Source organism: Desulfogranum aggregans (assembly GCF_055398265.1).
The window spans coordinates 4,224,277-4,251,174 of record NZ_AP042447.1 but is presented as its reverse complement, the minus strand read 5'-3'; the positions used below and the strand labels follow the sequence as shown (position 1 = coordinate 4,251,174).

At 46.3% G+C, this 26,898-nt stretch carries 18 protein-coding genes and 3 pseudogenes; 15 read left to right on the top strand and 6 right to left on the bottom strand.

From position 1 onward, the window contains the following. Window positions 1–8: 8 nt before the first annotated feature. From ACZ52Z_RS18670 to ACZ52Z_RS18660, 3 genes and pseudogenes are all read right to left on the bottom strand, one after another. Window positions 9–1,436, bottom strand: a complete 1,428-nt coding sequence (locus ACZ52Z_RS18670) for an FAD-binding oxidoreductase (protein ID WP_464268279.1) — start codon at window positions 1,434–1,436, stop codon at window positions 9–11. A gap of 1,052 nt (window positions 1,437–2,488) precedes the next feature. Next, window positions 2,489–3,654 (bottom strand): IS3 family transposase gene (locus ACZ52Z_RS18665; RefSeq protein ID WP_464268278.1). Its coding sequence is split into 2 segments (ribosomal slippage): window positions 2,489–3,399 and window positions 3,399–3,654, totalling 1,167 coding nucleotides; the frame shifts between segments, so codons are not numbered across the junction. Between the two features lie 67 nt (window positions 3,655–3,721). Further along, window positions 3,722–3,841 (bottom strand): annotated as a pseudogene (locus tag ACZ52Z_RS18660) (IS1595 family transposase); the annotation flags it as partial. Between the two features lie 396 nt (window positions 3,842–4,237). On the opposite strand from ACZ52Z_RS18660, the gene ACZ52Z_RS18655 reads away from it, so the two are divergent. The 15 genes and pseudogenes from ACZ52Z_RS18655 (at window position 4,238) to ACZ52Z_RS18585 (ending at window position 24,047) form a co-directional block, all read left to right on the top strand. After that, window positions 4,238–4,939 carry a hypothetical protein gene (locus ACZ52Z_RS18655; protein ID WP_464268277.1) on the top strand — a complete coding sequence of 234 codons (702 nt, stop codon included), beginning with the start codon at window positions 4,238–4,240 and terminating at the stop codon, window positions 4,937–4,939. 947 nt (window positions 4,940–5,886) lie between these two features. Beyond that, window positions 5,887–6,654: a hypothetical protein gene (locus ACZ52Z_RS18650; RefSeq protein ID WP_464268276.1), complete on the top strand. Its 768-nt coding sequence runs from the start codon at window positions 5,887–5,889 to the stop codon at window positions 6,652–6,654. A gap of 282 nt (window positions 6,655–6,936) precedes the next feature. Continuing rightward, window positions 6,937–8,268, top strand: a complete 1,332-nt coding sequence (locus ACZ52Z_RS18645; RefSeq protein ID WP_464267055.1) for an IS1380 family transposase — start codon at window positions 6,937–6,939, stop codon at window positions 8,266–8,268. 1,097 nt (window positions 8,269–9,365) lie between these two features. Beyond that, window positions 9,366–10,013, top strand: a complete 648-nt coding sequence (locus ACZ52Z_RS18640; protein ID WP_464268275.1) for a hypothetical protein — start codon at window positions 9,366–9,368, stop codon at window positions 10,011–10,013. 25 nt (window positions 10,014–10,038) lie between these two features. Beyond that, on the top strand, window positions 10,039–12,186 hold the full coding sequence (locus tag ACZ52Z_RS18635) for a sigma 54-interacting transcriptional regulator (RefSeq protein ID WP_464268274.1): 2,148 nt from the start codon (window positions 10,039–10,041) through the stop codon (window positions 12,184–12,186). Between the two features lie 326 nt (window positions 12,187–12,512). Further along, a complete protein-coding gene (locus ACZ52Z_RS18630; protein WP_464268273.1) occupies window positions 12,513–12,899 on the top strand; it encodes a putative quinol monooxygenase in 387 nt (128 codons plus the stop codon). An 82-nt stretch (window positions 12,900–12,981) separates the two neighbouring features. Continuing rightward, entirely contained in the window at window positions 12,982–14,622 is a 1,641-nt protein-coding gene (locus tag ACZ52Z_RS18625) for an arylsulfatase (RefSeq protein ID WP_464268272.1), read from the top strand. Window positions 14,623–14,704: 82 nt separating this feature from the next. After that, a complete protein-coding gene (locus tag ACZ52Z_RS18620; RefSeq protein ID WP_464268271.1) occupies window positions 14,705–15,709 on the top strand; it encodes an HAD family hydrolase in 1,005 nt (334 codons plus the stop codon). A gap of 129 nt (window positions 15,710–15,838) precedes the next feature. Continuing rightward, window positions 15,839–16,574: pseudogene (locus ACZ52Z_RS18615) on the top strand (hypothetical protein). 115 nt (window positions 16,575–16,689) lie between these two features. Then, window positions 16,690–17,256, top strand: coding sequence for a lipid-binding SYLF domain-containing protein (locus ACZ52Z_RS18610; protein ID WP_464268270.1), 567 nt, complete (start codon window positions 16,690–16,692; stop codon window positions 17,254–17,256). A 369-nt stretch (window positions 17,257–17,625) separates the two neighbouring features. Next, window positions 17,626–18,538, top strand: a pseudogene (locus ACZ52Z_RS18605) (tyrosine-type recombinase/integrase). Further along, window positions 18,535–19,617, top strand: a complete 1,083-nt coding sequence (locus ACZ52Z_RS18600) for an IS91 family transposase (protein ID WP_464268269.1) — start codon at window positions 18,535–18,537, stop codon at window positions 19,615–19,617. Before ACZ52Z_RS18605 ends, ACZ52Z_RS18600 begins: the two are co-directional and overlap by 4 nt. A 350-nt stretch (window positions 19,618–19,967) precedes the next feature. Further along, window positions 19,968–21,239: a cytochrome b N-terminal domain-containing protein gene (locus ACZ52Z_RS18595; RefSeq protein ID WP_464268268.1), complete on the top strand. Its 1,272-nt coding sequence runs from the start codon at window positions 19,968–19,970 to the stop codon at window positions 21,237–21,239. A gap of 86 nt (window positions 21,240–21,325) precedes the next feature. Continuing rightward, window positions 21,326–21,850, top strand: a complete 525-nt coding sequence (locus ACZ52Z_RS18590; RefSeq protein WP_464268267.1) for a QcrA and Rieske domain-containing protein — start codon at window positions 21,326–21,328, stop codon at window positions 21,848–21,850. Between the two features lie 187 nt (window positions 21,851–22,037). Then, window positions 22,038–24,047 carry a tetratricopeptide repeat protein gene (locus ACZ52Z_RS18585; RefSeq protein ID WP_464268266.1) on the top strand — a complete coding sequence of 670 codons (2,010 nt, stop codon included), beginning with the start codon at window positions 22,038–22,040 and terminating at the stop codon, window positions 24,045–24,047. Here ACZ52Z_RS18585 and ACZ52Z_RS18580 read toward each other — a convergent pair whose 3' ends face one another. The 3 genes from ACZ52Z_RS18580 to ACZ52Z_RS18570 all read right to left on the bottom strand — a co-directional run bounded on the left by ACZ52Z_RS18580 (window position 24,048) and on the right by ACZ52Z_RS18570 (window position 26,872). After that, entirely contained in the window at window positions 24,048–24,995 is a 948-nt protein-coding gene (locus tag ACZ52Z_RS18580) for an IS1595 family transposase (protein ID WP_464268265.1), read from the bottom strand. It lies immediately after the preceding gene. A gap of 794 nt (window positions 24,996–25,789) precedes the next feature. Further along, on the bottom strand, window positions 25,790–25,936 hold the full coding sequence (locus tag ACZ52Z_RS18575; RefSeq protein ID WP_464270824.1) for a transposase: 147 nt from the start codon (window positions 25,934–25,936) through the stop codon (window positions 25,790–25,792). Window positions 25,937–26,116: 180 nt separating this feature from the next. After that, on the bottom strand, window positions 26,117–26,872 hold the full coding sequence (locus ACZ52Z_RS18570; RefSeq protein ID WP_464268264.1) for an NADH-quinone oxidoreductase subunit B family protein: 756 nt from the start codon (window positions 26,870–26,872) through the stop codon (window positions 26,117–26,119). Window positions 26,873–26,898: the final 26 nt, after the last annotated feature.

The window sequence follows — 26,898 nt, the reverse complement described above, 5'->3', positions numbered from 1 at the left end:
TTGACACTTTAACCCGGCTGGATATTTAGTAACCCGGGAAAGAGGTTATAAGGATCATACTTCGCCTTAACGTTTTTCAATCGTTCAAGATTTTCTCCATAGGCACCTTGCAGCAATGCTTTTCGATCTTCTATGAACCCAGGAAAATTGAGGTAATTGCCACCGCTAGAAAATGGAAGTAAGGCTTGGTGCAACGAGCGCGCCCAAGCGATATTAGCCTCAGAATCGGCACTATTTTCCCAGTTAGCTTCGATACCGATCATGATCGGGTACTGACGGTTAATAAATGCAGTTGCCGTAGGCTTAACTCGGCTTAGTGCTCCGCCAAGGAACCATACATCGATTGATGATTCCAGCGATGGACGGTTTTGGGTATAATGCTTTAGGATGTTCATGACGTCGTCGTCTAGGCGGTCGAGATAGGCCGATTTCCAATAATATAGCTTGCCGTCGGGGTAATCCTCGTCGAGTATGCGCTGGGCATCTTTCCAAGACATGTTCCCGCTCAAATCGGCAATGGGCTTAACAATCGTGCGTAGAGGTTCAGTCACTCTTTCGGCCTGTTCCATCGGTCCGGTAAAACAACCGAGCAATATTACCACCGGTTGACCGTGATTCTCGATGGGAATCTCAGGAATGGCAGGAGCACTCCAATAGACACCGATCACCATGATCTCATCAGGTGCATTCGCCATATAGTCACGGCATGCACTGATGACTTTGTCTGCATTTTCCATTGAGTAGATAGGCATGACCACTGAAACTTGTGGTCCGACAGGATGTAACTTGAACTCAAAATTGGTCACAACGCCGAAATTGCCGCCGCCCCCTTTAAGCGCCCAAAAAAGATCCTGATGATCTTGCTCAGAAGCACGAAGCAGTTTGCCATCGGCAGTGATTAGTTCTACAGCATTCAAGTTGTCGATCGAGAGCCCGTGCTTCCGCATTTGCCATCCCGCCCCTCCATGTAAAGTGAGTCCCGCCACCCCGGTTTCTGAGACTATGCCGACTGGTGCAGCGAGGCCAAAAGGAATCGTTTCGTGATCCAGGTCACCTAAGCGCGCTCCGCCTTCGACCCGTACAATGCGTTTATGAGGATCAACCTGCACGCTACGCATGTGTGAAATATCAATAACCAATCCTCGGTCGGCTATTGCAGCTCCGGAAACATTATGTCCACCGGAGCGAACAGAGAATTTCAATTCGTGTTCACGAACGAAATTAACCGTTGCCATAACGTCGGCAACACCACAACACCTGACGATCAAAGATGGATGATGATCGATGACACCGTTCCACACTTTTCTCGCTTCGGCAAAGTCTACACTTTTCTCTGTAAGTAGTTCGCCACGCAATTTATCACGAAACACGGATAAGGTGTCTTCGTTCAAATTCTTGGTTTGCCCCTGGTTGGTCTGAATCGAAACGGTTTCCATTGCTAGCTCCTCAAGGTAACTTATTGATAAGCTCCTATTTATTGAAAACATTAACTTTCATCATGGAACCTGAGAATTACAATTCTGTTATTACTTCTTGGTAATAATTTGCAAGAAAAATTCCGTAAATATACTCGTTAACCAGTTTCACCGAATACGTTGTCGTTTAGTGTGGGATTGCCAGCACTACCTCCAAACGTGTCTTTCATCAGGGAGGGTCAATTGGTTGAGTAAAACTCGAATCGGAGGGTAGGTTTACAAGAAAAAAATAAGTCTTGTGTCGTCCTTTGACAAGATGGTCGATATTGAGATACGCTTTGCCAATCCTCCAAAGGGGAAGTTGCATTGGGAGTAAGATACTTCCTACCCAGGGCCGATCCTGCAAAGTCGGGCTGCAACTCTACCTCTTCCCAGAAATATTACTCTGCTTCCACAAGCATTGGAGGGTTCACAATTGTGCTTCCAGCGCAAAAGAATGTTGTAAGGCTCCCTACCAGGAAATGTTGCTGTAGTTGTTGTATCATCGATCATAAAGGAAAATGGATGAAGAGCCGGGTCCTGTCACCCTGAAACTGAGCTTTAAGATAGACGATTAAGGAACAGTTTAATATTTTGCAGGATTTTTAGATAAGGTTAAACCAAGCTTCACACGGCCTATCTACTGCCGTTTTCGACACAATTATCCAGTTCAAATCACCTTCATCAGTTGGTATTTCCGAAATGGACAGGAAACATCTATACCGAAAAAGAAGTTAAACAACCTTATATTGCTCGGGAAAGGCTAAACCGGACGTAAAACGACGCTGACTCTAGATGGGCTACGACTCTGACGTCTCGAACGTGATACCAAATTTCTTCATGCGGAGCTGATTAAGCTTACTACCTCCAGCAATTCTCTTAAGCGCTTCGGTTGCTCTGTCGCCGATTTGTTTCTGTTGCTCGCTTGGATTATGATACCGGCCAAACTGTAAGCAGCGATTGATACACTTTGAAAGGTCACGTCCGGTCAGCGAAGTAAATATGACGTGGTCAAGTAAAAATGGACACTTTTCTTAGGCGGCTTTTTTAAATTCCATTTGTTTTTCGAATTCTGCAGGGCTGAGATAGCCCAGGTAAGAATGCAGTCTATTGCTGTTGTAAAACATCTCAATGTAATCAATCACATCACTCTTTGCCTCTTCCCTGTTCGAGTAGGGATAATCAAAAATTCGCTCAGCTTTGAGACTGCCAAAAAAACTTTCCGCGACACTATTGTCCCAGCAATCTCCTTTGCGGCTCATGCTGCTTTTCATCTGGCTTGTAGTGAGAAGTTTTTGAAAACTATGGCTACAGTACTGACTGCCCCGATCTGAGTGAAAAATAAGTCCTGGCTCGGGGCGGCGGCGGAAAATTGCCATTTGCAAAGCATTGATGACCAACTGTTTTTTCATTCTTTTGCTGAGAGACCACCCAACAACTCTTCTGGAATACAAATCAATTACAACAGCAAGGTAGAGCCAGCCCTCAGCAGTCCAAATATAGGTAATATCAGAGCAATAAGCCCTGTCTGGCTGAGAAATTGCAAAATTGCGTTTGAGTAAATTTGGGGCCACCGGAAGATTATGCTTGCTGTCTGTTGTCGCTTTGAATTTCCTTTTCTGCTTAGCTGAAATATTAGCCAATTGCATAAGGGTTGCGGCTTTGGTTCGCCCACAGGATTCACCTGTCGCGGTTAGCTCCTCAGAGATCCTCCTTGCCCCATATGAGCCTCTGGCGCGCTCATGAATTACTTTTACTTTGGGGATGAGTCGTTCTCGCTCTCTCTGGCGATTTGATTTACCCCTTGAACACCAAGAGTAATAACCACTGCGACTCACGCCCATTACATCACACAAGTTGGAGATTGGGTAGGCCTTCTTCTCGGCATCGATAAACTGATACCTTACTCCTTTTCCTTTGCGAAGAAGACCGCTGCCTTTTTTAAAATTTCACGCTCCATTTTGAGCTGCTTGTTTTCTTTGCGAAGGCGTTTGAGTTCGGCTTGCATTGCTGTCAGCTGACCTGGTGATTGATTATCATCATTCGGCTGCTCCGATTCCCTCTTCCACCGGCCAAGCAGGTTTGCGTTCACACCTAAATTACGTGCAGCTCCTGCTATAGAGTAGCCTTGCTCGGTGACCAGTTTCACCGCTTCATTTTTGAATTCATCTGTGTAGTTACGTCTTGATCGTTTACTCATGGATTCCCTCCCTCAAGATTTGATATTTCACTCCTAAGGAAGTGTCCACTAAATTCCTACCACATCAAAACCCATTGGGCCACCGAAATGTAAACAAGGCTTGGTAACATTTTTTTTCGTCACCATACTGGGAAAGGAAACTGGGTAAACTCAAGCCCTTCTGAAATTGAATTTGATTTTTCGCCATGTCGATCCTCCGCTTAATTTGCTCTTGGAGAATTATGACATAGCGGGTTTATCATATAGTGACGAACCCCCAAAATAAATGTGGCTGAAAATCAGTGGTAATCACATATTGATTAGCATTTATGTCTTCGTTTTATGGGCATTTTTCCTTTGGTACTCTTTGCCTGAATTCAACAGCTCTGCAACAGTAAACTGGTACTATGTTTTTTCTATAGTCTTATCCATATCCGCTTGTATATCGTTTATTTGGCAAGGAAAGTCATACAAAGATGGCCTTTACCATATTGCTAAACGAAGGCAATCGAGAATAAAGCCAGCTAGCAAGTCAATTTAGTCGATCGCGGAAGCGTCGACTGACTGAAACGTTCAGCTATAGCTAAATCATACTTACAAAAAAATGGATACTGTTAAATTAATAGAAAAATTTGATAAATCATTAAAGGGCTACAACGATAACTATACCTTGCGGGGATTGTTCCAGTTTGCGTTAGTAGTAGCAAATCCGGTAGTGGCAGCCCCTTTAATAGGCATAGAAACAGCTCTGTTAACATGGTTGGAGAATCGCAACAGTAAATGGCGGATCATTGCCGAGGAACTAGATCGATGGGAATTAATTTCAGAAGATTTATTAAGTAATGCAGATTTCCTATTTTGTTTTAAACAAGTTATTGAGGCCACAGAACAAACTCAAAGCTACCAAAAGATAACAAACTATGCAAAATTGTTAAAATCAACTATTCAGCCAGATATTTTCACTAATCTTGATGAGTATCAAGAGTGTTTAACTATTCTTAAAGAGCTTTCACTAAAAGAATTTGTGGTTCTAAAAACCCTAAAAAAATATGAAGAAAAATATCCCCATGACCAAGAATTAAATGATTTTGGAAATGCTGACCGTTATTGGATCAAATTCAGAAATGAAATTGTAGAGAAAAATATTGTAAATCATAATGAAATCCTGGCAACTTTTGTGAGGCTAAACAGAACAGGTTGTTTTAGGTCTACGCCCCCACCGGTGCACGATGATAAAAAATTAGGCCATGGTAAATTAACTCCTATTTATTACAAATTGGTTAGCATCCTCGATGACAAATTTTAAAAAAATATAATAACAATATGTTAAGCCAATAAATTTCCCAACTGGCCCGCGAGCATGCGCGTTTTATGGATGTTACTTCAACATCGTACAAAGCATAAAGTCGGTTTCTAAATTAACGGCAGACAACTGATAATGGACGTTAATATAGTCAACTCAAACATCTTGCCTCCTCTCTTGTCTCAAAATTTACCTTCTTCCTGTCCATGACCCAGGCCTTGCAGGTAGGTTTCAATTCAATATCTTAGCCAAAATATGACTCCATTTCCAGGGTCACTGGTATGCTCACCGTCACCCTTCAAGCACAGAAACAAGCGGTGAGGCGCTCTAATTGGCAATACTGCCATATCATCCGAAAAAAGTAGAGAAACGGAAGTTGCCCCTTGTGACAGCTGATTATGAGGATGGAGATAGCTTTTCCAGGAGCAGTTTGATGTTTTGCAGAAATTGCTGATAAGGTTAAATCTCCCTCCAAAATGCTCGCCCGCTGACGTTTTCAGGCACCTATGAAAGAGTAATTTGCCCAAACACAGTCGTATTTCCTTAAAGGGACAGGAAGCATCTTCATTTTCTATTTTTTTGAGTTGTTAGAATTGGCAAGGGATTTCTCTTGTCGCTCGAAAGTTCAGCTTGCATACCAGATAAACTGAATCTCTTTTGGTTCCTGGTTGATATGAACCATCAAGTTTGGTGCATATGCACCAAACTCTTCGCTTTCTCAACTCGTCTGTTAAACCTCACGTTCTTTTCGTTGCTTGAACAAGTTCTGTTGCCTGAACAATTCACAATAGTAGGTAATTACAAGATAACTGGAACAGCACCTGCTTAATGCCTGGCATAGACTGTCATGGCTAACAATTTAAAAGGAGAAATATCATGAAAACATAGGAAATCATTGCAAGCCTGAATCTTTTTTTCATTGATTAACGTTAAAAAATGGAGGGGAAAAAATGTTATTCAGAACAAAGCATCACAATGCGATTAGGTTGGGATATTTATTCGTAGCAGCCCTGCTCTCCGTGCTTTTAGTAACCTCGATATCAAATGCTTTCGATGATACAGATATCGCGAAGGTGGCTGGAAATACCTACGGAGAGTTGGCAGCAAAATGGTCGCAGTGGGCATTTGACACAGAATTTGCTCAATTCGGCGACGGTGACGTCGACTGCTATGAGGGACAGAGAGGAGCAGTGTGGTTTCTGGCGGGATCCTTTGCTGGTGTGCCGGTCGAGAGAACTTGCCTTGCCAGTATACCAGCGGGAAAACGCCTGTTCTTCCCACTCGTGAACTTTATTTTCTACAATCCAGACGCCAGTTGTCCCGAAGCTGATGGTAATTGCACAGTCGCAGAAAAGCGCGAGAATGCGAACGGTTTCTTTAGTGATCAGATTCCAGGAAACCTAGGGGGCGCTTTGGAGACTTATGCGTGCCAGCTCAGCGCTACTGTGGATGGGGTACCTGTTCAAATCATGGGTTATCCTATAGTACGGACGCAATCTCCGGAGTATCCGTTAGAACAGGTTAATGATTTACAGACTATCGATGACGGTTACTATGTCGCGTTACCGCCATTAGGAGAAGGCGAGCATACCATAAGGTTTACGGGTGGTATCTGCGACTTTGAGCAAAGCCCAGGAGATGTAGCTAGAGATGGCGGCCCTTCGGTTTTTAGTGTCGATGTAACGTATGATCTTACGGTTCAGCCTGACGACGACTAAAAGGAATTTAACAGAGTAAGCGTTGCCACCCCAATGTTTTGATAATCTTTTTTTGTTAAAGATGTAAAGATAGTACATAGGGGGCGAAAACCATTTTGTTGGCATGCGTAAAAAAAAGGGTGGTTCATCCGGCAAACGACTACTTGGTGCGGTTAAAAGAGTTACCTTAATCCGTGACGATATTGCAGAAAAAACTGCTTTTTTCTTCAATTAACATATCGTTTTTTCAGCACAAAAAGTGCAATAATAACCTGTGCGAAAAACTCACTCGACAGGTGAAAAATGAAACGTTTCATTCTTGAGCAATCCAACGATGAATTTTATACCAGCCATTCAGGCCTGGCCCTGGTTGGCCTGTGTATCAACAAGTTCAGCGAGATGTCGCGTACTGTTGGCCGTAAGATAAAAGAGCATGCCAATGTTATCTCTGACGCAGACCTTTTACGCAGCTACCTCGGCCTCCTTTGTCTGGGCAAGAGTGATTATGAAGCAGTGACCCCTGTAAGAGAGGATACATATTTTAAAAATGCATTGGGAATTACCGATGTCCCATCAGCCGAACGGCTGAGACAGCGCCTTGACCTGAAGCCAGAGGCGTATCTTGCCATTGCTGAAAAATGCTCCATCACTCTGTTGAAAAATACCAAGGTCCCGCTGAGCCCTGTGGAGACTGGGCACATTCCTCTTGATGCTGACGTTTTTCCCCAGGACAACTCCGGCACGAAAAAAGAACAGGTCAGCCGCACCTATAAGGGATGTGACGGTTATGCCCCCATTGCCGCTTACATCGGCCAGGAAGGGTGGTGCCTTGAGGTCGAGCTTCGTCCCGGGAGTCAGCATAGCCAGGAAGGTTTTCCTGCTTTTATGAAAAGGGTCCTGGCCAAAGCCCGTCAGTTGACCAGCAAAAAATTGCTGGTGCGCCTTGATTCGGCCCATGATGCCATTGAAAATCGGGTTTTGCTGCGTAAGGCCAAAGACGTCTCATACATTATCAAATGGAATCCCAGAAACGAAGACACCGGTGAGCTGTGCAGAAAGGCTTTTGCTGAAGGTCAGGTCGTCGAACCACGGCCAGGCAAAAAAGTTGCAACGATAACTGTTAGCAAACGTCAGCAATTCGAGGACGAAACATTTGTTTTTACCAAGATCGTCCGGGTAACGGAACGGCGTATCGATAAACATGGGCAGATGCTGCTCGCTCCCGACATAACCATTGACGGTTGGTGGACCAATCTGGATCAGCCTGCAGCGAAAATTATCAATCTTTACAAAAATCATGGGCTCAGCGAGCAGTTCCATAGTGAGTTCAAAACCGATCTGGACCTTGAGCGGTTGCCAAGCGGTAAGTTTGCCACCAATAAAGCCGTGATGGCCTTGGGTGCCTTTGCATACAACATCCTCCGCTTTATTGGACAGTTGGGGTTATTGGGCGATAATTCACCGGTGCGACACCCTGCCAAGCGGAGACGATTGAAAACCGTTATTCAGGAGTTAATCTACCTGGCAGCCCGCATAATCCGCAGTGGTCGCAGGTTACGATTACGCTTCAGCAGTTACTGTCCAGCCTATCTGGCGTTTTCTAGTCTCTATGACCGGCTACTTGAAGGCACCTAAGCTGATTGCAGGAGCCAAAACGGCCAACGGACAGGAGAGGTTTGCTCTTTTTATGAAATTTACGTCGGATTTTCAAAGATCATCTTTTTCCAGCGGATATTTGCCAATGGAACGGGTGGCAGATAAGCAAGCTGCAGTCAAAAAAAATGTGTGACAAGCTCAAAAAGAGTAGTGTCGCCTACGCGCCACTGATTCAGGGAGTTAAAGATAGACATGACATGATGAAGGTTGTTTGGCTGCCAAACCAGAAACTAGATCCAAGAGGATCATGTCATGTCTACATCCAATCTTTAGTGGTTCCGCGTATTCATAAGGCAACATTTACCATCCAAAACCGGCTGCACACGGACCCCGCAAACGACGTAACTAATATAGGTAAGCCGCACGCTAACATAGCCAATTCTAAGATTTTTATTCCGCACTTTTCTCATTAGTTAACATACTTCCTGTATCTCTTGGCGTGAGTGTACAGGAAGCACCTCAAGTAGGGGCATGATGCTAAATCGGTTATCTTTGATCTGGCAATGTTAATTGCAAAATTCTGTCGCTGTAATTGTTTTATGATCCAAAAAATCAGCTATGCTTCAACTCCACTGAAGTAGATATTCAGAGGAAACCTATGGATTGGTTAAAATCTCGTAATTCTCAAAATTTATGAAATCACCTCCATTTACTTCATTCCAGTTCACTAGCAATTTAATGGAGATCATTTTCTCATTATTCCAAATAGCCGACCTAAAAGCGGATAACTTTAAGGTTCGTTCCTAGTCATTTTTATCGTTCATCGAATAATAATTTCCGGTTTTAGGCCGGTTCGAAATATGTTACGGTACCCTGACCGAATATTTCCGTAATTTTCTGTTATGACTTGCAAAAAAATATAAAAATAATTACGGAAATAGGTTTAGAATCCGGCCACGGACTATTGGTGGTCTCTACCTTTCACTCGGTTTAATTGTTCTGATTTTATGAAAAGAAGCATGTACAAAAATAAATGTCGAGGGCTCGATATCACGATACGGCTTTTCCTTGGCCTGTCTCTGCTATTCATTCCCTCAGTATTTGCTGAGAAAAACTTGACCGGTGAGCAGACCCAAATGAATGATAGGATTATTGTATTCACTACTATATTCACGCCTACCATGCAATTTTTCTCGCAGATGTCTGAGGTCTATACAGAAGCGTTTGGCCGGATGGGCTACCGTTTCAAGCTGATCAGTCAGCCCGGGGAGCGGGCCATGATTGATGCCAACCTGGGTATCGCGGATGGTGAAGCCGGACGAATCATTGAAATAGAAATGGAGCAATATCAAAACCTAATCAGGGTTCCCGAAGCTATCGTCACAATGCAGGACGGCGCATATGCTGTTGACGATTCCATTAAGGTATCCGGTTGGGAAAGTTTGAGAAACGCACCGTATACCGTTGGGTTGATGAAAGGAATTAAATCGGTTGAGCAAAAACTACCCCTCTATGTAGAGAGCAGTCATATCGTCAGATTCGACAAGGTTGAACAGGGCCTTGAAATGCTGAAGGCAAAAAGAATCGATCTTTTTATTGTCACAACTCTGATAGAGGACATGGAGGTGATGAAAAGCGACGATTTCAGTGAGATAACGTGCGTGGGGATTGTCGAAACCAAATCCCTCTATCCGTGGATGCACAAACGGAACAAAGACCTGATAATGCCTCTGGCCGAGACCTTGAAAAGGCTAAAAGCGGAAGAGGTCAACGATCCATGGTAGATCGATACTGATATAGGATTTTATAATGACTCGATTAAAGAGCATTGTCCCCAGGATTGATCTCAACCCACTCACCTATCGTACGCTGGTCTATGTCTTGCTGTGCAGCACGATTTTGGCGCTGATGGCCACTGTTGTCCAGCTTTATACCGAGTATCGAAGAGATCTTGCGAAACTAAATGAAAATATTGAAATAATCGAGAGAGGATATCTCAATACCATAATCGCCAATGTCTACAAAATAGATCAGCAAGGTTTGAAATTACAACTGGATGGGGCGCTCAAGATCGATGGGATTGTCCACCTGGAGGTAAGGGAACAACGAGGAGACCGCATCATAGAGACTGCGGTTGGGCAGCTGAACGCGAAAAAACTTATCCGCTATGAGTATCCGCTCATCTATTCAGATGATGTAGTAACAGACCGAAATTTCGGAACACTCACCGTATCTGCAAGTCTTGACAATATCTACAGCCGGCTCTTGTCCAGGGTCTTAGTCGTCCTGGCCACCAATGGTGTGAAAACTTTTCTGGCCTCGGCTTGCATCCTGACCATCATATACTGGATGATTACCCGCCACCTTGTGCAGATCAGTGAATACACCAGGCTGCTGCATCCCGGCGAGCAAGCTAATCGTTTGTTGTTAAAACGCAAAGCCTCTGTATTGACCAGAGACGATGAACTGGATCAGCTGGTATCAGCAATCAATGAACTCCAGGAACGGGTGAATGAAGCCGTTGCCAAATACAAAGCGGCCCAAGAACAGCTGCAGATCGCTAAGGAAAAATATCGGACAGTTGCTGACTTCACCAACGACTGGGAGTACTGGAAGCGTGAGAACGGTTCGCTCGAATACGTCTCGCCATCCTGCGAGCTTATAAGTGGATATGCTGCGCATGAATTTATCAAAAATCCTCGATTAGAGACGGAAATCGTTATACCGGAAGACCTGGAAGGATGGGAACAACACTCCTGCGAAGCCCACCTCGCCGTACAGGCGGAGGAGGTTCAATTTCGCATCAGGCGAGCGGACGGAGAGATTCGCTGGATCGAACACAATTGCCGGCAGGTAATTGACGCTTCAGGCGCGTCGTTGGGTATACGGGCCGGCAACCGTGACATTACCAAGCGAAAAATGATCGAAATCGAATTACGAACTGCTTATGCGGACATCGAGAAACTCAAGAACCAACTGGAGGAGGAAACACGGTATCTGCAAAGCGAAATAAAGCTGGAGCACAATTTTGAAAATATCATCGGTAACAGTTCGGCACTCAAGTACGTCCTTTACAAAACCGAGCAGGTGTCTGCGGGTGACACGACGGTTCTGATTCTGGGAGAAAGCGGCACCGGAAAGGAATTGATCGCCAGGGCGATCCACAGCCACAGCTCTCGTAGCAAACGCACCCTGATCAAGATTAATTGTGCAGCGCTTCCACCTCACTTGATCGAGAGTGAATTGTTCGGGCACGAACGTGGCGCTTTTACAGGGGCCGAGGCACGAAAGCTTGGCCGATTCGAAATCGCTGACGGTTCCTCCATTTTTCTTGATGAGATCGGTGAGTTGCCCATGGAACTGCAGGCAAAGCTGCTACGTGTGCTTGAGGATAGAGAACTGGAAAGGCTGGGTGGCACCAAAACGTTTCAAGTAGATGTCCGCGTGATTGCCGCTACCAACCGGGACCTCGAGAAGGAAATACGTGCGGGCCGTTTCAGGGAGGATCTCTTCTACCGTCTCAATGTATTTCCGATTACGATACCGCCCCTGCGTCAACGCATAGATGACATCCCGATGCTGGCCCAATTTTTCATGCAGCGGACGGCAAAAAAGTTGAACAGCCCCGTTCAAAAGATCCCGAAGCGCGTTCTTCGTAAGCTCCAGGGTTATGCCTGGCCCGGCAATGTTCGAGAACTCTCGAACGTCGTCGAGCGTGCAGTAATCAACAGTTCAGGAACCATCCTGCAGCTGATGGACACGCTCCCGGACAGTGCAGACAGAGACAATCGTTCACCCCTAAAAAGCCTGGCTGAAGTCGAAAAGGATCATATCGTCAGGATGCTAAAGCTCACCAACTGGCGCATCGAGGGGGAAAAAGGTGCTGCAGTCATCCTGCAGATGAATCCGTCCACCTTGCGTTCAAGGATTCGCAAACTCAATATCAGCAAACCATAGCAGGACGCTGAAACACCTCGATCCAGCTGGAACTCGATCATCCTCGCCAACTGCACTCCCTGGTACATCCAAGCAGCAAGTTCGTTCATCGGCGTTAGGATACGCACGCTTCCCACCACAGTCCCTGTCCCGGTCCATCTCTTGCAAACGATCCACCCGGCAGGTGATGCCAGGGAAACCGTGATATTTCACGGATCCTGGATATTTCATAGAAATTATCTCGAATTACCGTACCGGAAACGCACTTAATGTTGATTGATTTGTAATGTATTTACAGTATATTGTTAAACTTTATTCGAAACTTAAGAAACTGGAATGGATCTTGTTTGAATTTTATTTCAAGAGATGTCTGTGATCGACTGATTCGTGACACACCTGAAGGAGTGACGGCACACGTGGAGATTATTGCAATACGCATAAAGGTTTTGCCTGACAAACGAAAAGAGATTTCTCAAACCATTCAATCGCTGGTGAGAGAAACTCAAAACAAGAGCGGCTGCCTGAGTGTCGAAATTTATCAGGTTTTCGAGAATGAGAACGAGTTTCTCATAGTCGAACACTGGGCAACCAAGCAAGACGTTGAAGCACATCAGAAATCAGAAACGTTTTTGGTGCTGCAAGGCGCTGGAGTGCTTATGCAGGAAAAACCGCAAATCACGAGTTATAAGGTCGACAGTCAAGACCCGGAAAAACCCGTAGCGGCAAGGCTGTGACACGATTTACTGATCACCGAGCTGAATCCTTGCCTGCATGAGTAGAAACAAGCCAAACAACCATCCGACAAAAGGAGAAATCATGAAGTATAGAAAAGTTACTTTTGCTGTTTTGTCAGCGTTTTTCTTTCTCTACGCTGCAACGGTCGTTCACTCAGCCAACAAACCGAATATTTTACTAATCGTGTCCGATGATACCGGCTATGGCGACCTTGGGCCTTACGGCGGCGGGGAAGGGCGCGGTATGCCTACCCCAAACATCGACAAGATGGCGGCTGATGGAACGACGCTGTTTTCGTTCTATGCTCAGCCCAGTTGCACACCCGGACGGGCCGCAATGCAGACCGGCCGGATTCCCAATCGCAGCGGCATGACGACCGTGGCTTTCCAGGGACAGGGTGGCGGCCTGCCGAAAGCCGAGTGGACCTTGGCATCGGTGCTCAAACAGGCCGACTATCAGACCTACTTCACCGGCAAATGGCATCTGGGTGAGGCCGATTATGCCCTGCCAAATGCTCAGGGCTACGACGAGATGAAGTATGTGGGCTTGTACCACCTCAATGCCTATACCTATGCAGACCCGACCTGGTTTCCTGATATGGATCCGGAGCTGCGCAAGATGTTCCAGAAAGTGACCAAGGGATCACTCTCAGGAAAAGCCGGTGAGCAAGCCACAGAGGATTTCAAAATCAACGGCCAGTACGTGGATACGCCTGAGAAAGGCGTCGTCGGCATCCCCTTCTTTGACGGCTATGTGGAGAAGGCCGCCATCGAGTTTCTCGAGAAGGCCGCTAAAGATACAAGCAAGCCGTTTTATATCAACGTCAACTTCATGAAGGTACACCAACCGAATCTGCCGCATCCAGACTACGAACACAAGTCCCTGTCCAAGAGCAAGTATGCCGACTCGATTGTCGAGCTTGACACACGAATCGGCCGTATTATGGACAAGCTGAAAGAGTTGGGTCTCGATAAAAACACCTTCGTATTCTACACGACGGATAACGGTGCCTGGCAGGATGTGTATCCAGATGCCGGTTACACGCCGTTCCGCGGTACGAAGGGGACCGTTCGTGAGGGCGGCAACCGGGTGCCCGCCATAGCAGTCATGCCGGGCAAGATCAAGCCGGGCACAAAAAATCACGACATTCTCGGCGGTCTTGACCTGATGGCCACCTTTGCATCGCTTGCCGGAGTTGAGTTGCCCACTGAAGACCGGGAGGGCCAGCCTATCATTTTCGACAGCTACGACATGTCACCAACCCTTTTCGGTACTGGCAAATCAAAGCGGAACGCCTGGTTCTATTTTACCGAGAATGAGCTGAGTCCGGGGGCCGCCCGTGTTGGCAACTACAAGGCTGTTTTCAATCTGCGCGGCGACAATGGCATGACCACCGGCGGGCTCGCTGTTGATAGCAATCTCGGCTGGAAAGGGCCTGACAAATATGCGGCTACCGTGCCCCAGGTGTTTGATCTCTGGGCAGATCCGCAGGAGCGTTACGATATCTTCATGAACAACTATACGGAACGGACCTGGACGCTGGTGACCATCAATGAGGCCATCAAGAATAAAGTAAAAAGCTACGTTAACTATCCGCCGCGGAAGCTCCAGAGTGAGACGTACACCGGTCCGATCACTCTCTCCAATTACCAGAAGTTTGAGTGGGTCAGGAAACAGCTTGCTCAAGATGGTATTAGCCTGCCGCTACCGACCGGCAATTGATAATTGCCATAAAAACTGACATCCTGGTTGGCCAGAACCGCCCTTTGGGGCGGCTCTGGCTGTTGAATAAGGAGACCTACATATGAAATCAAGAAAGTATGTCTCGCTGGTCACGGTGCAGGTTGTTGCCTGGCTGGCGGTTGCAACGTTTGCGGTGGCCCAGGGAGCCGATCCCCTGCCCTCTTGGGGCGACGGCCCCAACAAGCTGGCAATAATGAACTTTGTTGAAACGGTAACCACGCCAGGCACTCCCGAATTCGTTCCATCAGCCGAGCGTATTGCTACGTTCGATAATGACGGAACGCTCTGGTCAGAACAACCCATGTATTTCCAGCTCTTCTTCGCCCTGGACCGGGTCAAGGAACTCGCCCCTGAACATCCTGAGTGGAAAGATACGGAGCCATTTGCCTCACTTCTCAAAGGTGATGTGAAAGCGGCCCTGGGCGGAGGCGAAAAAGCGATTATGGAGATCGTCATGGCCAGTCATGCGGGCATGACCACGACCGAATTTGAACAGATCGTGCAGGAGTGGCTTGCCACGGCAAAACACCCGAAAACCGGACGGCTCTATACGGAAATGGTGTACCAGCCCATGCTCGAACTGTTGGACTATCTGCGGGCCAACGGTTTCAAGACATTCATCGTCTCCGGCGGCGGCATCGAATTCATGCGGCCCTGGACAGAGACAGTGTATGGCATCCCGCCCGAGCAGGTGGTGGGCAGCAGTATTCAGACCAAGTTCGAGATGCAGGATGGCGAACCGGTGCTCCTGCGGTTGGCGAGAATGAATTTCATCGACGACAAGGAAGGCAAGCCGGTCGGCATCAATTCCCATATCGGCCGACGGCCCATCGCGGCCTTCGGTAACTCAGACGGCGATTTGCAGATGATTCAGTGGACGACAGCGGGCGACGGCGCCAGGTTCGGGCTGCTCGTGCACCATACCGATGCGAAGCGTGAGTGGGCCTATGACCGCAAATCCCATATCGGCCAGCTCGACAAGGCACTCGATGCAGCCAATACGAACGGCTGGACGGTGGTAGACATGAAGCAGGACTGGAAGGTGATCTATCCCGTTGTAAAATAATTTAATTTCAGGCGTATATGGGTTGAAAGGAATAGAGAAAAAGGATCTAAGCCAATGGCTATTACAAAAAGAATAATTATCATTCTATCCTTTACCCTACTGATTTTTACCCATTTGCCTGCGGGAGAAATGCATGCTGAGGACCATGCAGATGCAGCAGCTCAGGCAAATAATCCACTTGCCAACATGACAGCATTTAACCTGCAAAACTACTATATTGGCGAACTGACTGAGTCCGATGAATCTGCCAATCAATTCTGGCTCCGTTTCGCCCAGCCGTTCTCCATTGCTGAAACGGATTGGCTTTTACGGGCTTCTCTGCCCATTAACACTTTCCCCGTTACTCCTTACAATGACAGGGAAACCGGTCTTGGTGATTTTAACGTGTTCGCCGCCTATCTCATTGATACCGGCAACCCTGCGGTAAGCTTTGGTATCGGTCCGCAACTAACTGCGCCGACTGCTGGCGAAGAAGAATTGGGCAGTGAGAAATGGTCGGCAGGCGTGGCCAATGTGCTCTTCAATGCCACCTCAGCGAAATTCCAATATGGCTATCTCTTCACCTGGCAGGCGAGCTTCGCAGGAAAAGATGATAGGGAAGACGTCAACGTTGCCGCCCTGCAGCCGTTCGCCTTTTACCAGTTTGGCGGCGGCACCTATCTTCGGGCGGCACCGATCTGGGTCTATAACATTGAGAACGATAACTACAGTGTTCCGCTGGGTATCGGCATCGGCCAGGTCATCAAAAAGGGAAAAACCGTCTACAACATGGTTCATAGAGCCTCAATTTTCAGTGCTTGACGATGGACCGGGACAGCCTGAATGGCAGATATTCTTTGGTCTCAATATGCAATTTCTTGAGTGATTTTTTATAAATGGTAATCAGTTTATTTACCTGTTTTAAAATCACACAAAATATGAGTAATTTTTTTATTATCAAATTTGTAACATCAGATAAATACTATTAAAAGAGGGGCACTATGAATTTTGTTCAACGTATTTTCCTTTTAATGTTAGTTTTGTTTTTAACGTGTTCCACCGCATGGGCTGATAACTATCAGGAAACAAAAAAAATGTTTGTTGATGCTGGCCTTGGAGATATGTTTTCATCTGCCTACGGATACGCACTTTTCCCAACAATCGGAAAAGCTGGTTTTGTTGTTGGCGGGGCGTATGGTGAAGGTCGCGTCTATGAACAGGGCAATTATATAGGCGATACTTCAATGACCCAGGCAAGTGTAGGGTTCCAATTAGGTGCGACGGGCTTTAGCCAAGCTGTTTTTTTTCAGGATAAGCGAGCCCTCCAGGAGTTTACCAATGGTAATTTTGAATTTGGTGCAGAGGCCCAGGTAACGGTTCTAACTGCTGCAGCTGGTGCTTCAGCCAACACAAGTGGAAGCTCAGCAACAGCCAGTGGCGGGAAGAATAACGCGAAAATTGGTAGTGCTGGTTACAATAGGGGAATGGCCACTTTCCAGATTACTAAAGGGGGCGCAATGTATGAGGCTAGTCTTGGAGGACAGAAATTTAGTTTTACAAAGAAGTAATAAGTTGATTTTTTTTTATCTAAACCCTTTCGGGGTTAGGTAAATTATCAGCTAACCAAAAACCAGGCTTAATGATAAAGCCCCCAACACCTGCAATTGGTATTGGGGGCAGATCAGTAAATTAATATGATTCACCCGGTAGTTTTTTTAAGAATATCACAAGGCATTGCGAAAAATCTTTAGTTCGTTTAATGGTTTCCATGTAAAAACAATTGATGGACGAAGCCGCTACGCGGCAGAAAAACCAATGAGCTACATGCCCTTTTTGTTTCTGATACATTGTAACACTCCGCTCTGTCTGTGATAAAACAAAGGTGTACCGGCAAACTATTTGCCACTCATATTATCCAGCCCAAAGCGGAGGTTACAATGAATACAGGCATGCCTACTGGTCCCGAATTTGCTGCCTATTACCACAAACACCAGAAGTCGTTGAAGCTCAACGGCCTGCAGCCAAAAACCATCGAGGCCTACTCCAGGGCGCTCAGGCGTATTGGCAATTACTTCGACAGCAGGATCGACGACCTCACATCCGAGCAGTTGCTCGAGTATTTCCATGATTTATTGGAGCACCATTCATGGAGTACGGTCAAGCTCGACCTCTATGGTCTGAAGTTTTTCTATTCCCATGTACTCAAAAAGACCTGGGAAGATATCCCCTTGATCAAACCACCCAAGACTTCCAGAATACCCGACATTCTGACCATTGAGCAACTGAACCGACTGTTTGGTGCAACCAATAGGTTGAGCTACAGGGTTTTCTTTTTCACTGCCTACAGTTTGGGGCTACGCCTGGGAGAAGGGGTCAGGCTCACTGTCGGCGATATCGACCCATCCCGCATGCGGGTTCATATCCGCGACTCCAAGGGCAACAAGGACCGATTGGTACCGCTACCCGAAAAGACACTGCACACCCTGAGAGCATTTTGGACAGTTCACAAACATCCTCACTTTCTCTTCCCAAGCCGAAAAAGAGGGCTTAACAACGCCCGATTGGCCGAGCAACCGTTGGACCGAGGTGGCATACAGGTTGCCATGAAGTCAGTTACCAAAGATCTCGGCATAAAAAAAAATCTCATGCCACTCACTACGTCACAGCTATGCAACGCATATGCTGGAAGCAGGTGTTGATCTCCTTGAGTTACAGCAAATCCTTGGCCACGTCAGCATCCTAACCACCGCCCGCTACACCCACCTTACCAGCAACACCAAAAACAACGCCCGTCAAGCCGTCAACGCACTGGCCGACAGTTTTGAGATTACATGGGGAAGGGTCAAATGATGTTGCTCTCCTCTGTCATTAGCCAATTCCAAGACCGTTTCCTCAGCCGATATCAACATGTTGTGCTACCTGGGCACCTTAAAGCCTTACGGGCAATGGCGCAATGCAGGCAGGAGCACGGGCCGCACATGCTGGCACAATGCTCAGAGCGGCAGTGTCAACACTCGACCTATATTCCCCATTCTTGCGGGCACCGAAACTGCCCTCATTGCCAGAACCATGAAAGCCAACAGTGGATTGAGAGGCAGCTTGGCAAATTGCTGCCAAGCACATACTACCTGATAACGTTCACCCTACCGAGTCAACTCAGGGAACTGGCCTGGAAGAACCAGCGGATCATCTTCTCCCTGATGTTTGCAGCCGTTCAGGATGTACTGAAAACCTTTGCCAAAAATGACAAAAAACTTGGAGGAACCGCTGGGTTCACTGCCATCCTCCATACCCACTCCAGAAGTCTTGACTTCCACCCCCATATCCATGTGGTTATCCCGGCCGCGAGCATCAACCTGAAAACCGGGCTCTGGCGGGTAAAATCACCGGGCTATCTCTTCAACCATAAAGCCCTGGCCAAGGTCTTCAGAGCAAAATTGCTCCAGGCCATTGCCGGTAAAGAAATGCAGGTGCCAGCCGACTGCCCATCGATCTGGGTTGTTGACTGTAAAAACGTTGGCAATGGCAACAAGGCCATCGTTTATCTTGGCAGATATCTGTATCGTGGGGTAATCCGCGAACAAGATATTCTTTGGTGTACGGACACCAAGGTCACCTACCGATACCTTCATGCCAAAACAGGCCAATATCGGATAAAGACAGTCACCGGTGAATATTTCCTTTACCTGCTCATGCTCCATGTACTGCCAAAAGGCTTCCGACGGGCAAGGTGTTACGGGTTTCTCCACCCCTGCAGCAAAAAACTCATTCAATTTCTGCAGATGGTTCTGCGGGTACCTGGATTTACATTGCTGCCGACCAGCAGGAAACGACCAACGATAATGTGTCGAAAATGCGGAGCAGCCATGCAAATCATCATGACTATGCTACCGAAGCCACCGCCAAGGAAAGCAATGTGCTTGGTATAAGCTGCAAAGGAGAAATGGTTATGTAGCCTTGGACCAACATTTTTGCCCTTGAAAAAAACCGCTTACTGCCGGCAAGGTACTCCTGCGCTCAAAAAACAGTGTTTTCATCACGCTTTGTTAAAAATGTCTCTTTCAAAGATCAGAATTCCAAAGGCTGAAACAGCCTAAGCCTTATCTGCCGACTCTGGCAACCACCACTCCCATAAGATATTTTCTATATAGGTTACCAGGCTTGTCCAACAAACGGTTCAGACCGTGGCTCGCTTCGCTCTCACGGTCTAACCTTATTCGTTATATAGCACCCACCATTTTCACAGGTGGTTAAATCGTGCTCAACTACTTAAAACAACGTGAAAAATAACAATCAATTGCAGTTTTCTGCTTTTATCTTTCACCTGCACCCAAGAACAGTGCCTGTAGAGACCCTTCGCTTTACACTTAGTTTTGGGCTTGGAGGGATGAGTGCAACACTTCTTCTGGTCCTTTTGGTAACCGGACTTCTACAGTTGTTGAGTTATTCTCCGCAAACAGATGCTGCCTACCTGTCGATACAGCAAATGTATCATAGAGGTAACCTAGCTGGTTTTATTAGAAATTGCCATTACTGGTCTGGCAATCTTATAATATTTATCTCATTTCTCCATTTACTGAGGGTCTTTTTTACAGGTGCCCTGACAGGATCTCGTCGCTATAACTGGTTGGTGGGATTATGTATTTTTCTTTTTTTACTTTTTGCTAATTTCAGCGGATATCTCATGCCTTGGGACCAACTTGCTTACTGGGCAGTTACGATATTCACCTCCATGCTTTCATACATACCTTTGGTTGGTGATGATTTAATGTACTTTTTACGAGGAGGTTTGGAAGTCGGAAAGAGTACCTTGTCGATCTTTTATGCCATTCACGTTGGAATACTGCCTGCGATTTTGCTGTTATTGGTTGTTTACCACTTCTGGCTTATAAGAAAATCCGGTGGGCTTATCCAGAGAACAAGCGGCAATGTATCGACTGCCAGGATGGCAGTAATACCGCATTTAATAACCAGGGAAGCAGCAACAGCTAGTCTGCTCCTGGGACTGGTCCTGCTGTTCTCAGCACTTGTAGACGCACCACTCGCTGAACAGGCAAATCCAGGACAGAGTCCCAATCCGGCCAAGGCAGCATGGTACTTCATGGGACTGCAGGAACTGTTACTTCATCTTCATCCCTCTTTTGCCATCTGCGTGATCCCGCCGCTGGTACTGGGCTTTCTGGCCATAGTACCATTTTATAAAAACGCGATTCTGCCAGCTGGTATATGGTTCGGCGGACGAAAAGGTCTTCTGGTTATTCTGGCGTCATTTTTTTATGCCTTGGTTCTTACCATTGGTTGGGTGTTGATAGACAACATGGTGAACCTCAGTACTGGTGGTATACAGGCAAAATGGCTTTTGTTCGGCGTTCTTCCCACGTTACTGTTTATTTTTATAGTTGTGTTGCATTTTTATTTGCTCCGTCTGACATGTCGATGTTCGGTTTCCGAGTCTGTATCAGGGGCTGTTGTTTTACTCCTGGGAACAACTATTACGCTGACAGTGATCGGAATCTGGTTCCGGGGGGCAGGTATGGCCCTTACCTGGTAACAGTGTGGTCTTACTGACATAATGTTTCGCTATAAATTTTTTCCTCTAATCTGAGTTTGCAGTCTTTTTGAGAATTGGACAGATGAATGATTAACCAAGATTATCACTCTGATAAAACAGATGCACCTGACAATACCTCTCGCCGGTCGCTGATCAGCAGAATCTGGATGTTTCTGATTGCCATTGGTGCACTGGAACTTGGCTGGATTGCGAGCTCATTGTTAAGAGGTAGAAAAAACATGCCCCCTGTAGAAAAAGACGGTCCTGCTTTAATTGAAGCGGGTAATGTCAACCAGTTCAGCCCTGGTGATGTCAGGGCCTATCCTCGAGGGAAATTTTACCTTGTCTGCCTTGAAGACGGTAGTTTTATGGCTCTTTCCAGAACTTGTACCCATCTTGGATGCTCTGTTCCATGGGATGTTGAAAAAAAACTGTTTGTTTGCCCTTGCCACGGCAGCAGCTTTGACCAAAAAGGTCTCGTGTTGAGCGCACCTGCTACCCGACCTTTAGATTATTTCCCCCTGCGAATTGAAAATGGTCAGATTAAGGTCGAAGCAACAACTCCCAAAAAGCGTGATAAGTTTGACATCTCGCAAGCAGTACAATCCTGACATGGAAAAAGATAGGCAACAGGTATCAGCACCAGCAAGTTGGCATGTTATCGGGATTCTAGCCGCATTAGTTTGCCTTATCTCCCCTTTTATCTATCTTCAGCGTCCAGAGTATGCCATTAAAAAAAAGGAGTCTTCAGTAGCATCCTTTGTTGGAAGTAAACAATGTGCTTCCTGCCACAAGGGTATGTATGAGAAAGGGGAGGGTTCTCATCATGACCTGGCCATGGATGTGGCAACGCAAGATTCAGTGCTTGGTGATTTCAACAATACCATCTTTACCGACCCGTATACTAGCTTCACCACCCGTTTTTATAAAGAACAGGAAGCTTTTTTTGTTGAGACAGAGGGACCGGATGGCAAACCAGCGATCTTCCAGATTACCCATACCTTTGGATATTATCCTGTCCAGCAATATCTCATACCTTTTCCTGGAGGAAGGCTGCAGTGCCTTAATATTGGCTGGAATTCCCGCGAGAACCATTGGTACAGGATGCCGCCTTATGATGTGGAGGGGCCCGATGACTGGCTTCACTGGACAAATGGAGGCCAGAACTGGAACAGTATGTGTGCGGAATGCCATTCAACAAAGCTGGAAAAAAATTATGACATGGCCAGAAATACCTATGATACCCGCTGGGCTGAAATTCATGTTGGCTGTGAAGCCTGTCATGGCCCAGGCTCCAATCATATTGATTGGGCGAATATACCTGAGATTGCCCGGCCTGATACAGCCAATGCCAAGCTCGAGGTGAAAACCAGTGATGTGGGCAACAGGGTGCAAATGTCCATATGCGCACCTTGTCATTCCAGGAGATATCAACTATCTGATAATGACCATGGTAAGGGACAGCTTCTTGACAAACTGGTTCCAACGCTTCTTGATGAAGGGTTATATTATGCAGATGGACAGATCTTTGAGGAAGTCTATGTGTATGGTTCCTTTAGCCAATCAAAAATGTATCAGCATGATGTCAACTGTAGTGACTGTCATGACATGCACAGTTTGCAGCTGCTCGGTGAAGATAACGCCCTCTGTCTGCAATGCCATCGCGCAGAAACCTATGATACCCCGACCCATCATTTTCATAAGCGTGAACATGAGGGTAAACCAAGCAATGGACACCTTTGTGTGAAATGCCATATGCCCGGTAAGATCTATATGGGGGTTGATTACCGTCCGGATCATAGTATAAGGGTGCCAAGACCTGATCTCAGTGAGGCTCTGGGGGTACCGAATAGCTGTTCCAGCGTGGGGTGTCATGAAGAAAAAGGGCTTGACTGGGCAAACGAGAACTACACCAAATGGTATGGTTCTTCGAGAAAACCACATTTTGGAGAGGTGTTTACTCTCGCTCGGAATCGTCAACCTGAGGCTCATGAATCACTTGTCGGAATCGCAGAAGATGGTCTTCTTGCTCCTATTGTTCGGGCAACAGCCCTGTCGCTGATGAGTAATTATCAAAATGAATCAACAGGGAATATATTTTTAAAGGCAATGGAGGATAATGAGGCACTGGTTCGGTACTCAGCCATCCGTTCCCTTAGTAACCTTCCTGATCAAGTACCAATAAATCTTCTTGAAGCAAAACTCTACGATGATGTAAAGGCTGTACGGATTGAGGCCGCTCTCGCTCTTGCCAGGGTGCCAATTGAATCCATCAGGCCCGAACATAGAGCCATGTTTACCCAGGTCCTGGATGAATATCGGCAGGCCATGATCTATAACAGTGATTTTGCTCCGCAGCGCTATAATCTGGGTAATTTGGCAGCCCTTTTAGGTAACACTGATAGTGCCATAGAATATTACAGGCAGTCTATTCAAATTGATGATCAGTTTTACCAGGCAAAGGTCAACCTAGCCATGCATCTCAACAGTAAGGGGGAAAATTCAGAGGCGGCCCAGCTTCTTCTAGAAGTCGTTGAAGCCCATCCTGAACTGTATCACGTTATCTATTCCTATGGGCTTATTCTAGGGGAACTGGAGCAGTACCAGAAGGCAGCATTGTATCTTGGCAAAGCTGCTGATGGGATGCCGGGAAACAGTCGTATCAGGTATAATCAGGCGCTGGCGTACCTCAAACTTAAACACTGGGAAGATGGAGAGGCTGCACTTTTGAAATCATTGGAAGCCGAACCAGGCAATCAGGAGTATTTTTCCACCCTGGTGCAGCTTTATCTTAATTTCAGAACGTGATTACCAACGAACTTCAGCCAACTTTAGAAGACGCTGTGGCATCGGCGGCGTTCGCATTGCCATGAATGCCAACCTATCGACCATGGTATGCAACTCAAATCTTCGGTTGAACCGATAGCAGAACTCAGCAAGATACCTTGGCAGGTGACGGGAGCTCACATGGTGGTAAGTACCATGTAGCGCATTTTTAACATTGCCGATCATGACATTGACCCATTTGAAAACACCATACTCATCATATCCTTTGTCTGTATATGCTATGATTGGTTCGTGCTTGCAGCCCGCCTTCTTTATTCCAGGGAAGCAGTTAAGGCCATCAGATACCACCAGCGTGTTGGGAGCTAAATGCACCTTTGCCCATGCTTTGAGCTCTTGTTGTGTAAAACCACTTACACGGCTCAAGCGCATTTTTACCGGATGCCCCTCCTCGGTAAGCGAGACAGACGCCACAAAGGGTGTTTTTCCCGTTGCGCCGCGGCCTCGAACACCGTCCTTTTTCTTGCCGCCCCAGTATGCATCATCTATCACAACCAATGCTTTCAATGGTTGGGTGTCGTCTCTCTCTTTCATTGCCTGCTGGAGCTTATGCTTCATGCGTAACGCAGTGTTTGCAGAAACGCCAAGGGTGCGCCCCAGGCTTAACGAAGAGATGCCACTCTTTGACTGGGTAAGCAGGTATATCGCAAGAAACCAAACGGTGAGCGGCAACTTGGTTGCCGCAAATATGGTCCCGGCAATCAAAGATGTTTGGGCATGGCAATAATTGCACTGGAGAACTTTACGCAATGCAATGTGGCAATGCCCGGGGTGGCCGCATCGTGGGCACCTAAACCCATTGGGCCACCGAAATGTAAACAAGGCTTGGTAACATTTTTTTTCGTCACCATACTGGGAAAGGAAACTGGGTAAACTCAAGCCCTTCTGAAATTGAATTTGATTTTTCGCCATGTCGATCCTCCGCTTAATTTGCTCTTGGAGAATTATGACATAGCGGGTTTATCATATAGTGACGAACCCCCAAAATAAATGTGGCTGAAAATCAGTGGTAATCACATTTCAGAATGAATGAAAAAGCACTGCAGCTCGCTGAAAAAATTTTAGCAAGAGATCCTGATCATGAATTGGCAAAACAGTTCCTCAAAGCATTACGTCAAGCGCAATAAAGACCAATATTATTAAAAATTACGTTAAATAATGAACATTAAACAACTCAAAATGGTACTCGATCTTGTATTTTGTATGACTTTCAGTAACCTATGAACTTGATATTAGCAAGTCGAAGGTCACGAATCTGATAACATGCTCCCACTTGAGATGCTTCCTGTCCATCGCCAATATCTACAATGGGTCTGGCGATCGGCTCACCGTATCCCTCATACTGAAGAGCAACAGGAAGTACACGTAACAAAACCTGTTTTTTCTTGTTAAGTTAAGCTGTTACCTGCAGCTATTTTTTCTCATCATTTTCTTCAAAGTCAAGCATAACCTCTGAGCTGAGCGAAGTTAGGGAGCGCTTATGAGAATGGGCCCTTCTATCGCTCGTCGGAGCAAATGGTTCCTGGCGTAGCGGTTCAACACCTCATGTTCCAGGAATAGAGAATACCGCTCTGCTCCATTATCCTTGTCACAGCCTGATAATAGTCACGCTGTGCTTTTACATTTGATATCCTGCAGCAATGCATGGTTGTTTGCCTAGACAACAAGCAACTTGTCTCAAGTCATGTCCTTTTTCCATTCATTTCTCAAAAGTACGCGTTTACCGGATGAACCAAAGATGTTTGGACATGGCAATAATTGCACTGGAGAACTTTACGTAATGCAATGTGGCAATGTCCGGGGTGGCCCCATCGTGGGCACGTAAACCCATTGGGCCATCGAAATGTAAACAGGGCTTGGTAACATTTTTTTTGTCGCTATACTGGGAAAGAAAACTGGTTAAACTCAAGCCCTTCTGAAATTGAATTTGATTTTTCGCCATGCCGATCCTCCGCTTAATTTGCTCTTGGAGAACTATGACATAGCGGGTTTATCATATAGTGACGAACCCGCAAAATAAATGTGGCTGAAAATCAGTGGTAATCACGTTTGAAATACTTCAGTAAAGCATGCAGGGTAGTTAACGGGTGAGGCGGACAACCTGGGATATAGAGATTTACAGAGATCAAGCTGTTGAGGTCTCCAATAATCTCTTCACTTCCGTAAAATGGCCCACCTGAAATGGAACAGCAGCCACTTGCGATAACAACTTTAGGTGATGGAACCGCTTCGTAGGTATCCAATAATGCCTGTTTCATATTTCGTGTAATAGGTCCGGTAACATGAATGCCGTCCGCGTGCCGCGGTGATGCAACAAAATCAATACCAAAACGTGATAGATCAAAAAATGGAGTGTTAAGCACGTTGGTATCGGCTTCGCAGGAATTACATCCTCCTGCAGAGACCTGACGGAGTTGCAGGGATCGACCAAAGAGTTTTTTGAAATGTTGCTTTGAATGATCTGCTAAAAGGGGAAGCACTCCAGTTGTTATCAGGTCCTCTCTGCGTGCAGCCCCCATATTGAAATTTTCACTGAAGTGGACAAACTCCCCATCTTGTACAGTTTCGCACTGACCGCAAAAGTTGCATCGTCCTAAATCGATGGTTTTTTCTTCCACATCAATGGCTTCTTGGGGGCAGAGTAAGGCGCAGAGTTTTACCACCTCATCGCCACATTCCTGGTTAATAACAGGCAGTCCCCTATAGCGATGATAAAGAGAAATTGGCTGTTTGGGGTAGGTTGAGGTTTTGTTCCCCTGTTCCAATTTATTTTTTATTATTTTCAGCATGATGAGAACCTATTTTGCGTGCGTTG

What these genes read in the sequence shown, in the direction of transcription:
- ACZ52Z_RS18670 (WP_464268279.1), bottom strand. Translation starts at nt 1,436, where the DNA reads ATGGAAACCGTTTCGATTCAGACCAACCAGGGGCAAACCAAGAATTTG.
- ACZ52Z_RS18655 (WP_464268277.1), top strand. Translation starts at nt 4,238, where the DNA reads ATGGATACTGTTAAATTAATAGAAAAATTTGATAAATCATTAAAGGGC.
- ACZ52Z_RS18650 (WP_464268276.1), top strand. Translation starts at nt 5,887, where the DNA reads ATGTTATTCAGAACAAAGCATCACAATGCGATTAGGTTGGGATATTTA.
- ACZ52Z_RS18645 (WP_464267055.1), top strand. Translation starts at nt 6,937, where the DNA reads ATGAAACGTTTCATTCTTGAGCAATCCAACGATGAATTTTATACCAGC.
- ACZ52Z_RS18640 (WP_464268275.1), top strand. Translation starts at nt 9,366, where the DNA reads ATGAATGATAGGATTATTGTATTCACTACTATATTCACGCCTACCATG.
- ACZ52Z_RS18635 (WP_464268274.1), top strand. Translation starts at nt 10,039, where the DNA reads ATGACTCGATTAAAGAGCATTGTCCCCAGGATTGATCTCAACCCACTC.
- ACZ52Z_RS18625 (WP_464268272.1), top strand. Translation starts at nt 12,982, where the DNA reads ATGAAGTATAGAAAAGTTACTTTTGCTGTTTTGTCAGCGTTTTTCTTT.
- ACZ52Z_RS18620 (WP_464268271.1), top strand. Translation starts at nt 14,705, where the DNA reads ATGAAATCAAGAAAGTATGTCTCGCTGGTCACGGTGCAGGTTGTTGCC.
- ACZ52Z_RS18610 (WP_464268270.1), top strand. Translation starts at nt 16,690, where the DNA reads ATGAATTTTGTTCAACGTATTTTCCTTTTAATGTTAGTTTTGTTTTTA.
- ACZ52Z_RS18600 (WP_464268269.1), top strand. Translation starts at nt 18,535, where the DNA reads ATGATGTTGCTCTCCTCTGTCATTAGCCAATTCCAAGACCGTTTCCTC.
- ACZ52Z_RS18590 (WP_464268267.1), top strand. Translation starts at nt 21,326, where the DNA reads ATGATTAACCAAGATTATCACTCTGATAAAACAGATGCACCTGACAAT.
- ACZ52Z_RS18585 (WP_464268266.1), top strand. Translation starts at nt 22,038, where the DNA reads ATGTATGAGAAAGGGGAGGGTTCTCATCATGACCTGGCCATGGATGTG.
- ACZ52Z_RS18580 (WP_464268265.1), bottom strand. Translation starts at nt 24,995, where the DNA reads ATGGCGAAAAATCAAATTCAATTTCAGAAGGGCTTGAGTTTACCCAGT.
- ACZ52Z_RS18570 (WP_464268264.1), bottom strand. Translation starts at nt 26,872, where the DNA reads ATGCTGAAAATAATAAAAAATAAATTGGAACAGGGGAACAAAACCTCA.